The sequence below is a fragment of the Brevinema andersonii genome (assembly GCF_900112165.1).
GTDB classification, from domain to species: domain Bacteria; phylum Spirochaetota; class Brevinematia; order Brevinematales; family Brevinemataceae; genus Brevinema; species Brevinema andersonii.
The window spans coordinates 135919-147403 of sequence record NZ_FOKY01000001.1 but is presented as its reverse complement, the minus strand read 5'-3'; the positions used below and the strand labels follow the sequence as shown (position 1 = coordinate 147403).

Sequence of the window (11485 nt, the reverse complement as noted above, 5' to 3'; positions counted from 1 at the left end):
GTTAATGCAGTGTAGATTTTATTTTATTATTTTGATGTTACTTAGTTTTCAAAATGTTGTTTTTTCTCAAAAAGTAAAGGAAAGTTTTGTTGTTGTGCCGAAAAAATCGACAAATCAGCATCAAGTACCTCCTCAAACTAATACAGTGCCACCTAAGACAATCCAAGAATCATTTGTTACTCCTGAACAAATTACTAATCAGGTTCGAGAAGAGCCTCAATATTCTGAAATCAAAGGTTCCGGACGTGAGCAAATGGTAGAAGAATATCTTAAAAATAAAGATCAAATAGATACTTCAAAACGCCAAACATTAGTTCCTACGCAAAAAGCACCAAAACCTCCTACATATCCTCAGAACAAGCCCACTTTTGTACCTATTGATGCTATTGTTTTGGATGCTGGGCATGGTGGGAAAGACCCTGGCGGCATAGCAAATGCTATTGAGGAAAAGAGACTGGTATTGACGCTGGTTAAAAAAACACATGCATTATTTCGTTCGAACAATAAAGATTTATCGATTTATGTAACAAGAAAGTCTGATAATTTTGTTTCTTTGGAAGAACGAGTTTCCAAAACTGCGCGCTGGTCCACCAAAAAGAATATTCTTTTTGTTTCTGTGCATGGAAATATTGCGTTTAATAAAAAAGTAGAAGGACTGGAAATATATACATTATCTGATAAAGCTAGTGATCCTGAAGCTTTGGAAGTGGAACGTCTTGAAAATGCTGGTTTTACGGTAGAAGATATCCGGCAAACTGATACTTTGTATTCGATTTTAGCAGATCTTGTTCGTGACAGTACGCGCAAACAATCTGAGTGGCTTGCTCACTATGTTTATGATGATATCCTACGTAGTGGTCATGTGTTGGGACGCGGTCTTAAGAAAGCTAATTTTTTTGTGTTAAAATATAATACAGTACCGTCGATTTTGATAGAAGTAGGATATATGTCCAGTCCTTCAGAAAGCCTAAAACTCAAATCTGAGGATTATCAAAATAATCTGGCTGAAGGAATTTTTAGAGGAGTTTCTCGGTTTATCGAAGAGTATAATAAAACTGAAGGATTCACTCGATGAATATTTTTAAAAAAATTGCAGCAAAATTAAAATTTTTGTTATACCGTTTTAAAAAAGAATCATTTTTTGTTTTTATTGGATTTGTTTTATTTACTGTTATACGTTTAGTTTTTATTGTTGCTGCAACAAATACTTTTTATTACCAAAACAAAAATAACAGCAAATTTTTACATGAAAGACGGAGAATTAAACCTTTACAATTTGAAAGTCCACTTCAAGCATTAGTGCGTCTTTATATTTCTGGAGGTTTAAATTATGATGCAAAAATTCCTTTTTCTTCTGAATCTCAAATTTTGGGAATTTATCACGACAGCCAGATGAAAAATTTAGTGCTCGATTGGAACAGTTTTTTTGTAAGAGATCTTCAAAATGATAATATCGATACAGATATGAAATTGTTATTTAAAACATTGAAGGAAAATACAAGTGTTGAAATGGTATATTTTCTTGTTGAGGGTGGTCTAAATGGATTGTACTGGAATGATATGTTGCTTGATAAAGGAATTAATTTGAAAAATAAATTTTAAATTCTCTTGCTCTCTATAATTATGTTCAGTAATTTTGTATACGAGAAAAATATAGAAAATTTTTCTAAAAATATTAAACTTTTAAAGGTTTAGTTTCCGAAATATTTTTAAGGAAAAAATATTATTTTTCTTGACAATATATAAAAAAAATAGCAAAATACAATATATTGCTTGAAAAAAGTATTATTAACCGAAAAAAAATACAAAGGATAGGTAAAATTTCCTAAGGAGAGGACTATGAGACAAGTAAAAATTGTCATTTCGTTTATGTTAGCTCTTGGTGTCTTTGTGCCAATAAATGCAATCGAAAGCACCTTGATTGATTTTACGACCTACAACGATAATATTCGTCAGGTTATGGAGAAAGATCAAGAAGTTTATGAGCAGATTGTTGCAGAAAAACCTGAGTTAGATATCCGTAACGGAGGATGGCCTGATTTCAAATTTGAAGCAGATGATTGGAATCTAGAAAATTGGAGAGTTGTTTTGAATGCGTCATCCAAAACAGTTGAAAATGATAAAGATTCTTTGACGAAAAATACTCCTAGCAAACAATATGGTAACGTACTAGGTATTCGTTTAAATTTTCATCCTTGGAAGAATGCATTTTGGGCTACTGTGACTAAACCTTTTTATTTTTCACCAACTTATACCGATGGAAAATTTGTTTCGCAAGATGATAATAACAAGGATAATGGTTTGGCTATAGGATTGTTAGTTAATGTTGGCCAAATAAGATCTGTTCAATCATGGATGTATGGTCTTAATTTTAAATATAATGCAGGAATTCGAGTTCGGAATGAATTTAATCAATTAATAGAATTTGGTATGGGATCTTTATATTATGAAGGTTGGAGACGTCTTGGATGGCATAATCCTTATTATTTAGAAGATGTTAATGATTGGACACCAACTAAAAATCCTTTATATCCTTATTCTTTACCTTATGTTAAATTTGATTCTTTAGCTTTTTATAAACCTGAAGGTCAAGATAGTCAGTATTTTATTACTTATGTAAAAGATGTAACTATGGATTATGATTATGCTGTTTATCGAGAAGATGCAGATATAGATGATGAAGCGATTTGGCATATTATTTCTACAGAAGCTATTAATAAAAGAGTTTCTATTTCTCAGAAGCTAGCTGAAGAGTTACTTTTAAGAAGAAATCTTCTGAAATTAAAACAAGTTTCTGAAGATGCAACTACAAATCAACAGCAGCAAGCTGCAGGTAACTAGAAATAATAAAGACTGCTTAATTTAAGCAGTCTTTATTGCTATATTATTAAAATTGTATTATATGATCTTTTATTTTGCTGAGCTCATAAAAACGCATAAATCCATAAGTACTATAATGTTAATTTTGTTAATTTTAGATGTATAAATCTTTATCAAATCTTATAAAAATATATAAGCTAAAAGTAGTTTATTCAAGGATATTTACTCTGGGTCATTTATTTTTAAAGGATCAATAATTTCAAGAATTTTGAAATTATCATTTTCCTTATTAAAGATTATTTGAATGTATCCTTTTTTATTATTCTGTGTGTCCAAAATAAACATTTCTGTTGTGGATTTTCCTGTATTAACAGTATTATCCCATGAAAATAAAAAATTTTTTTCTTTCAAACTTTTTATTTTTTGTAAAGTGTTTTCTGTGAATTCAATTTTAGGATGCGTGTCGAGGTTTTTGCTTTTATTGAGTAAATTGATCAGCTGGTAACCTTGATCCGATGAAGGATCTAAAATATTATCTGCTAAATATAATTCCATAGGATCTAAATCGGATTGGATAAATGCTTGAGAAATATTTCCTGGCAGATTTGTAATCCATACCGAATCTTTTGGAATAAGCAGAGAAATCGTATTTGTTTTATCATTTTTTATCCAAGTCAGTTGTCCTTGCCATTCTTGGGGATAGTTATGTTCAATTTGTAAAACTGTCGTTTCTACAGGTATGGTCCATATTTTTTTCTTTCTGCCGATACTTTTATTAGTAATGGTAATAATAAAATTTGTTGCGATGGCACTGATAGAACTGTTAAAGAATTGCTTTTGGTTTGTGAGTTTAAGTAACTCTGAATTTATTTTGTTTGATTCTCCGCTTTCTTCAGAAGAGCGGTGAAGTGAAGCAGTTTCAATGAGATCCTGTTTGTTAAATGTAATATAGCGGTATTTTTCAACGAGGGTGTCTGCAAGCTCAAAACTGCTGAATGATGAATTTTCGAAACTTGCAATAAGTATGCTCGTATTAAAAAGAAAATCCCATAAATAATTCTCAGAATTTTGAATTGCTAAATTTTGTAAAAGAAATCGATTTCTTTTTTGTATATTCTTAGCCCAGAGGGGGTCAAGTTCCTTAATGACAGACCACGTCATATACTGCACAAGACTTTCAATGAAAAGGCCATCTGTCGGATCATGCCGTAATAATCCCGGAAAGTAACTGTGATATGTTTCGTGGATCAATGTTTCGATAAGGCGTTTATCGGCAGGCCCGGAAAAATAAAAATTAGTTTTCGACTCTTTTACTGCTAGGCTGCTTAATTTATTATCAATAAAAATAAGATTGCCTAAAAATTCTCCATCAGCGAATTCTTCTGATTTTCCAGGAATAGTCAGATCAATAGGCATAATATGAAATTGACTCAGAGGAAATCTATATTGCTTTTGTCGAATAATGTTCCAAAACGGTAAAAATTCTCGTTTCACAATTTGAACAAGATTGGTATTTTCCGTGTATACATAAATATTATCAATTTGATGTCTTGGCTTATCGGTGATAATGAGAGTCGAGCTCAACCCTAAAGAAGATAGTTCGTTTTTCCAAGAAGAAGTGCGAATTCCCGGAAGGTTTGTCTTTCCTTTGATTAAAGCACTTCCTATTACAGGATACAAATCATTGCTTGTTGATATCTCGAGCTCTAAGTTCGCTTCCAAATCGTTGTCAGGAAGCGGAAACCATATCTTCCGCGCATCCAGAAAAACAAATTTTTCTGTTACTGTAAATCGTGCATCTTTATTTTGAGTAAGCAATGCCGTTTTAATAGTGATTTTTGTTCTTTTATCGGGTTCTATTTTATAAGGTAATGTAATAACAATCAGCTTGTAATTGCCACTTGGCTTTACAGTGAATGATGCTTCTGTATTTTGCTGGGTTAATGACAGAATTTGAACATCAGGATGTACCACAACAGACCAAGTTTGCTGCGCAGATTGGCTATTATTGTGAATGGTATAGACAAATTTACCATTAAGAGCTGGAATTTTATGATCAAAATGCACAGTACCTTTAATAGAGACAGTATCTAAGATGCTAGCAGATAAATGTACGGGTGTCAAGAAAAGAGAAAATAAATATATTTTATTAATCATATTTATATTTTTATGTTTTTTTAAGAAATCTTTTTACTATATTTTTGAAAAAATGTGCTATTTTATAGAAAATATTATTGTGCATTTTTTTTTGTTTTTTGAGACCATTACTTAATTCCTCTGCATTGAAATCTCTGCGTGTTATATTTTCTTCCAGCTCAATTGCTAAAGCAGTTTCAGGATCGATATCTTTGACCAGCACATCAATTTCTTGCCATCCTAACTCTTTCGCGGCTGTAAGACGGCGTTCCCCTGAAATCAAAACATTTTTAGTAGTAATGACAATAGGATGGAGTTGTCCATGGACCGAGAGACTATTTTTAAGCGGTTCCAAATTGCCAAGATCTTTACGGATCCTCTCTTTGACAATAATTTTTTCTACTCCGATTTTCATGAAAGCCTCCTCTATATTGTATGTTTGTTCAGAGTCCGCAGTTTTGTGTAAAGTCCTTTAAGTGCTAATAGTTCTTGATGAGTGCCATATTCAATAATACGGCCGTCCTGCATGACAACAATCCGATCTGCTTTTTCTATTGTTGACAGCTTATGGGCAATAATAATTGTTGTTTGATGTCTGTAGATATTTTCAAGTGCTTGGGTAACAGCTTGTTCTGATTCGGCATCCAAGGCACTAGTAGGTTCGTCAAGCAGCAGAATCTGAGGTTTTCTGAGCACTGCCCGCGCGAGAATAATACGTTGCCGCTCTCCTCCAGAAAGATTGCTACCATAATCTCCAACTTCAGTTTGATATTTTAGCGGAAATTTGTCAATAAATTGGTGGGCATTGGCTAGTGTTGTTGCAGCCACAATTTCATCATAAGTAGCATTAGGCTTGGACAGTGTAATATTGTTTCGTATGGTATCGCTAAAAAGACTAGTATCCTGAGTAACAATAGCAATTTTTTCACGGATCGATGAGGCACTGAACTCAGCAATATTTTTTCCATCAATGAGGATTTTTCCTGATTCAGGCTTGAAAAGTTTCGGAATCAACGATACTAGTGTGCTTTTCCCTGAGCCGCTCATGCCAATTAAAGCAATGGTTTCGCGCGGCTGTATTTCCAAATCGATGTCATAAAGAATCTGTCGTTCTGGAACGTACCAAAAATTAACCGATTCAAATTGAATATAGCCTTTGATAGAGCCGATATCAATGCCTGTTTCGTGTTCTTCTGGAGTGTTTAAAATATTAAATACTCTTTCCAGCGAAGGCCCCAATTTTTTAACAACCAAAATAAGTTGATTAAATGAAGAGATAGGTTCCGAAAGCACAATAGCCATAGCAACAAATTTTGTAACGGATGCTGTATCTGCGATTCCAGCACGGATGCCAACAGCTCCTAGAGCTAATAGTAAAATAACGGCCGTAATTCCTAAAAAGTCTGATGCAGGTAATGCAAGCAGCCTAATTTTAATTTCTTTATCCGCTAGATCCAATTGATGATCATTTTTTTTCTTAAAGCGGGCAATTTCTGTATGTTCACTGTTAAAACCTTTAATTACAATAATATGACGAATAGTTTCAGCGAAAATTTTTGTCAGATGAGCAATATTTTCTTGCATGCTCCGTCCAAGTTTCTGCACCTGTGTGCCTATTAGGCCTAAAATCAGGGCAATAGCCGGCCCTAAAACAATAAAATACAGCGATAATTTCCAATTAATTACGAACATCATGCTTATTATAGCAATGACAGTCAATGGCTGGGCTAGTAATTGTACCATAACATTTGTCAAAAAAGTTTCAACCAAAGTGATATCGTTGGAAGCGATTGACAAAATTTCTGAAGAATCATGCGTCCTGTAGTATGAAACTGGCAGTTTGACGAGCTTTTGGTAGAGACGGCTTCTCAGGGTGTGAGCTACGCGTATAGCCAGCTTGCCAGAAAACAAGTACATTGTATACTGAGCTCCTGACCATAAAAAAGCAAATCCAAATAAAATACCAATTGTTTTTACGTTAAGGAGGGATAAATTTTGAGTGATGAAAACGCCGTTGATAAAATCTCCGATTAAGGTTGATATGCCAGTGCGTCCTGTAACAAAAAGCAATGCGGAAATCACAGAGATAGTCAGCTGGAGTTTGTAATGCCGGAGCATGGAAAATAAACGCCTAATCGGAGTCACTTGTTTCACTGTTGAATTCCTTATTGTTTTAGATCAAGTCCAAAAAATTAACACTTAATTAACACTTATATAAAGAATACGATTTTCTTGCGATTTTTGCAAGACTTTAGCAGTTATTTTTCCTAAAAGTTCTGTAAAGTTGAAAATTTTGAGAAAAAAAGTTATAATTAAGGAAAAATGGATTATAAAGTAATGTCAAAAAACAAAATCATATTTTTTTTCTTACTGTTTTTTCCAGGCTTTGGTTTTGCAAATCCTGAGATAGCACCATATGTGCTGGATGGTGAATTAGCGCTTTTTGTTCCTGTCCTCAAAACTGGTTCTGGTGATCTCCTTCAGCTAATCAAAAAGTTTACCGGTGCTGAATATGAAAAAAGTATCTCTTTATTGCGGGCACGTTTAAGGGATCGTTTAGGTGTTAGCATTTTAAATCCCCATGGAGCTGCTTCTATCGGCATTGATGAGAATGGTGCTGTAGCTTATGTTCATCTTGCTCCAAAGAAAGGTTATATGATTTTTACAATAAAAAATAAAAACCTTTTGACATCTTATCTCGATCGTCTGCCTGTACCTATGCCGTATCGTATTGAAGGAAATTTTATTATTTTTTCTGCTTCTCCGGAAATATTGGAATTTTATCGCTTTAAGGGTCTGCAAAATACTTCTGAATTTAAACAAATTGCTAAAGCTTTGTCATTTCGTTGGGATCAGAATTTTGTTTGGATGACAGCTAATTATTTGAATGAACGCAAATCTTCCCTGAAGTTACACCCTTTTCCAGAAGGTGACAGGATCGGCGGCATTTTCAGCATCAACTACGATGATATTACATTGGATCTATATACAGTCTATAAGGATCCACAGGTACAATCAGCATTGCGAAAGAGTATGGTTCCTTACAAAACACAAAGAATCAATTTTCTTGATTACGAAGATGGAACAGCGGCATTAATAGGGCAAACTTATTTAGATACCTCTGCTTTCATTGATGCAATAGGGGCTATCGATAAGGCGGATGAATTGGGTGTGAAAAATCTTCTTAATAAATTCGAACAAGCCGGTATTAATTTGAAAGATGGTTTTTTCCGCTATATGGGCGGGAGAAACTCTTATATAGTACGTGCGTTTGATATTCAAACAAAAAATATTGATGTCACATTAATCAGTCCTGTAGTGAGCCAAGATAAAGTAGAACAATTTTTTGTAAACACTGTCAATTTGGCTCATAAAAATGGTAAAAAAATTAAAGGTAAATCGCTTTTTACTCGTAATTTTTATGGTTGGGATACTGGTGATTTTGTTGTTTGGTTTGGTTTAGCTGAAGGGCATGCTATAATTACTACTTCCGAAGACAGTTTGAATAAATTAGTGCATAATATTTATGAGAATAGAAAAGGTTTTCTTAGTCAAGTACCTCCTGCATTTCAGCGGATTAGCAAGACTATATATGGAGGACGTTTTTATATTAATGCGGCACAAGTTTTGCAAACAGTGCGATCGCCATTTTTTCCTTTGCCATATGATTTTATGGTAGCTTTAGAGTCTATTGAATGGTATTTTTATCTGGAAGAAGTGGATGCAAAAATAGGGCGTCATGATAGCATATCGATTAATTTTTTTAAAAAATAACAAGATTCTCAGGTATTTTTGATTCAAATACTTGCGATTTTTTTCCAAAAGTAATATAATAATTAATCTGATTGTGTTATTTTGGCAGGTTTTGTTTATGGAAAAGCAATTTGTGGCTTTCGAAGCTGTAGGTAATCGCTATTGTATTGAAATAATGGATGTACAGGAAGTGTGTCGCGAAAATACAATGACATATATGCCTAATTTTCCTGATTTTGTTGAAGGTGTTATTAATCTTCGGGGAAGAATAACACCTATTATCTCTATACATAAAAAAATATATTCTCAAAAATGGTCTGTTGAAGAACAAAATAGAGATAATTTTTTTGATCTGCCCAAGAGTGAGTTGTCATTAGAATCCAAATCTTCTCATGAAAAGGATGTTGGCAATAAACATCAACAGGTAAAAACATCTTCCTATAAACTGATTATTGTAAAAATAGGTTCTGTACTTGTTGGGTTGTTAGTAGATAATTTGGATAAAATTCTTACTGCAAATGATTCTGATATTCAAAATGCGGAAGCAATGGGTCATATGAATCAGGCTGTTATTTTGGGTATTTTGCATGTAGGGGAAGAAATTTACGTTGTCTTAAATACAAAAAGTATTCTTGACAGTGAAGAAGAACAGGCACTTCATGCCCAATTAAATGGTAATTAGCCGGTAGTAGAAACTACAGTAGTATAGTGAAATTTTAATTCTTTGAGAGGAAAAACAATGAAAAAAAAGTGGCTTATAACTTCATTTTTATTTACAACTGTAATGCTTTATGCCCAAGAAGCTGAAGTAACGGCTCCTGAAGAACCTGCTCAAGAGGTTGCCGTTGATACAGAACAACAAGAAACATCTGTGCTTGAAAATGAGACATCTCCTACAGAAAAAATGTTTGTTGATAATGTGGGTTATACCTTAAAACAGGGTGATATGCTTTATGCTTCGCCAATGGCTCGCTTTGAAGTACAAGGTGTTGATGAACAATCAGGATTGGAAAATATATTTGTTTCCATTGACGGAGGTGAATATGCTTTTTATAAAGCTCCTATTGCATTAACAGAAGAGGGTAATCATACAATTTCTTATAAATTTGTTGATAGAGTAGGAAATGTGTCTTATTCCAAAGTTTTTGAGGTGTATATTGATGCTACGGCGCCTCGAGTATTAGAACCTTTATTTGATCCGATACCCTATAAGGCGTCTGGATATACTTATGTTGGGTTGAATACAAAGATTAGATTTAAAATGTTTGATGATATAACAGGTGTTGCATTTACTGAGTTTTCCACTAATAATCAAGATTTTGTCCGGTATGAAAATGAATTTACTTTATCAAACCTAGGATATTCTTCAAATACTATTTTGCATTTGTATTATAAAGCTACTGATATGGTCAGCAATGTTACAGAAGTTCGGAAAACAACTTTATATTTAGATGCTACACCTCCTGTTGTTGATGTTTTTGCCCGTGCCTATGAAACTAATGGTATTCGTTATATTTCTTCACGTGATCCTATTTATGTGGGTGCGTTTGATAATGAGACCAAAGTGGATAAGATTTTATTTTCTATTAATGATGGTGAATATCAAAAATATGATGAAGAAATTGCGATTAGGCTCAAAGATGCTGATGAATATGATATCAAAGTGAAAGCTGTTGATATTGTCGGAAATGAAAGTGAGGAAGTTGTGTATAGTGTTGTTGTTGATATGCAAGCTCCTTCAGGTGATGCATCTTATATTGGTGACGAGAATAGCATGACTACCGAATCTTCTCAACCTATGACTGAAGAAGAGAATTCATCTAATTCATTTGAAGAAGAAAAAAATGAGAAAGATACTGATTCTGTTGTAGTGCCTACAGAAGAAGAACCTACTACATTAGCTGTTGAAGCCAGTAATGAAGTACCTTCTGGCGAAATATCTCCTGTTACTGAGTAAAAAATCCAATATAAAATATTGTTAAGGGTAATCTTTTGATTGCCCTTATTATATAAGGGGTGAATATGGCAGGTCATAGTAAATGGGCCAATATAAAACATAGAAAAGGTGCACAAGATGCAAAACGTAGTAATTTGTTCTCAAAGCTAGCTAAAGATATTATTATTGCAGCAAAAAATGGTTCCGATCCTGGTTTGAATATACGGTTGAGAGCAGCTATTGATAAAGCACGCAGTGCTAATATGCCCAAAGATAATATAGAACGCGCACTTAAACGTGGATCAGGTGAGCTTGATGGTGTGAATTATGAATCATTTGTTTATGAAGGATATGGTCCTGGAGGAGTTGCGGTATTGGTGAATGTGACGACGGATAATAAAAATAGAGCTGCAGCTGATGTTCGTAATGTGTTCTCGAAATTTGGAGGAAGTTTGGGTGAGCCGAATTGTGTTGCTTGGATGTTTAATATGAAAGGGTATATGGTATTTGATAGTACTTTAGTTGATGAGAACAATTTGATGGAAGCGGCATTAGAGGCAGGTGCTGATGATGTAATTTCTGAAGATGGGGTTATTGAAGTATTTATTTCCTTAGAAAACTACAATACAGTGAGTGATTTTTTAGAAAATGCTGGCTTTAAACCTAATAGTTCTGAAATTACTCAAGTACCTCAAAATAAAATTGCACTCGATAAGGAAAAAACAATATCTTTTCTCAAATTGGTAGATGCTTTGGAAGACTTGGATGATGTGTCGAGTGTGTCCAGTAATGCTGATCTTGATGCGCAAGCAGCTCAAGAGTTTCATAGTTAAGGGAGGC

Annotated in this window: 10 protein-coding genes; 7 read left to right on the top strand and 3 right to left on the bottom strand. The window is 33.7% G+C overall.

Features of this window, described 5'->3' with window-relative positions:
• The first annotated feature begins 4 nt into the window (after positions 1-4).
• The 3 genes from BM018_RS00685 (at position 5) to BM018_RS00675 (ending at position 2841) form a co-directional block, all read left to right on the top strand.
• Entirely contained in the window at positions 5-1075 is a 1071-nt protein-coding gene (locus tag BM018_RS00685) for an N-acetylmuramoyl-L-alanine amidase family protein (RefSeq protein ID WP_159428106.1), read from the top strand.
• The gene (locus BM018_RS00680) at positions 1072-1602 is read left to right on the top strand and encodes a GerMN domain-containing protein (protein WP_092317197.1); all 531 of its coding nucleotides are present in this window, start codon (positions 1072-1074) and stop codon (positions 1600-1602) included. The genes BM018_RS00685 and BM018_RS00680 overlap by 4 nt, the downstream gene beginning before the upstream one ends.
• Positions 1603-1839: 237 nt before the next feature.
• Positions 1840-2841 carry a flagellar filament outer layer protein FlaA gene (locus BM018_RS00675; protein ID WP_092317194.1) on the top strand — a complete coding sequence of 334 codons (1002 nt, stop codon included), beginning with the start codon at positions 1840-1842 and terminating at the stop codon, positions 2839-2841.
• 201 nt (positions 2842-3042) lie between these two features.
• On the opposite strand, the gene BM018_RS00670 is transcribed toward BM018_RS00675, so the two are convergent.
• Genes BM018_RS00670 through BM018_RS00660 form a run of 3 tightly spaced genes read right to left on the bottom strand, consistent with a single transcriptional unit; the run spans position 3043 to position 7110 of the window.
• Positions 3043-4977: a hypothetical protein gene (locus tag BM018_RS00670; RefSeq protein WP_092317191.1), complete on the bottom strand. Its 1935-nt coding sequence runs from the start codon at positions 4975-4977 to the stop codon at positions 3043-3045.
• 10 nt (positions 4978-4987) lie between these two features.
• Positions 4988-5371: a ParB/RepB/Spo0J family partition protein gene (locus tag BM018_RS00665; RefSeq protein WP_092317188.1), complete on the bottom strand. Its 384-nt coding sequence runs from the start codon at positions 5369-5371 to the stop codon at positions 4988-4990.
• Between the two features lie 11 nt (positions 5372-5382).
• Entirely contained in the window at positions 5383-7110 is a 1728-nt protein-coding gene (locus BM018_RS00660) for an ABC transporter ATP-binding protein (RefSeq protein WP_092317184.1), read from the bottom strand.
• A 168-nt stretch (positions 7111-7278) separates the two neighbouring features.
• Between BM018_RS00660 and BM018_RS00655 the strand changes: the two genes are divergently transcribed.
• The 4 genes from BM018_RS00655 to BM018_RS00640 all read left to right on the top strand — a co-directional run bounded on the left by BM018_RS00655 (position 7279) and on the right by BM018_RS00640 (position 11478).
• Entirely contained in the window at positions 7279-8730 is a 1452-nt protein-coding gene (locus BM018_RS00655; protein WP_092317181.1) for a hypothetical protein, read from the top strand.
• 97 nt (positions 8731-8827) lie between these two features.
• Complete coding sequence (locus tag BM018_RS00650) at positions 8828-9391, top strand: chemotaxis protein CheW (RefSeq protein WP_092317178.1); 564 nt, start codon at positions 8828-8830, stop codon at positions 9389-9391.
• A gap of 57 nt (positions 9392-9448) precedes the next feature.
• Positions 9449-10666 carry an OmpL47-type beta-barrel domain-containing protein gene (locus BM018_RS00645; RefSeq protein ID WP_092317175.1) on the top strand — a complete coding sequence of 406 codons (1218 nt, stop codon included), beginning with the start codon at positions 9449-9451 and terminating at the stop codon, positions 10664-10666.
• A 65-nt stretch (positions 10667-10731) separates the two neighbouring features.
• Positions 10732-11478, top strand: coding sequence for a YebC/PmpR family DNA-binding transcriptional regulator (locus BM018_RS00640; RefSeq protein ID WP_092317172.1), 747 nt, complete (start codon positions 10732-10734; stop codon positions 11476-11478).
• Positions 11479-11485 lie beyond the last annotated feature (7 nt).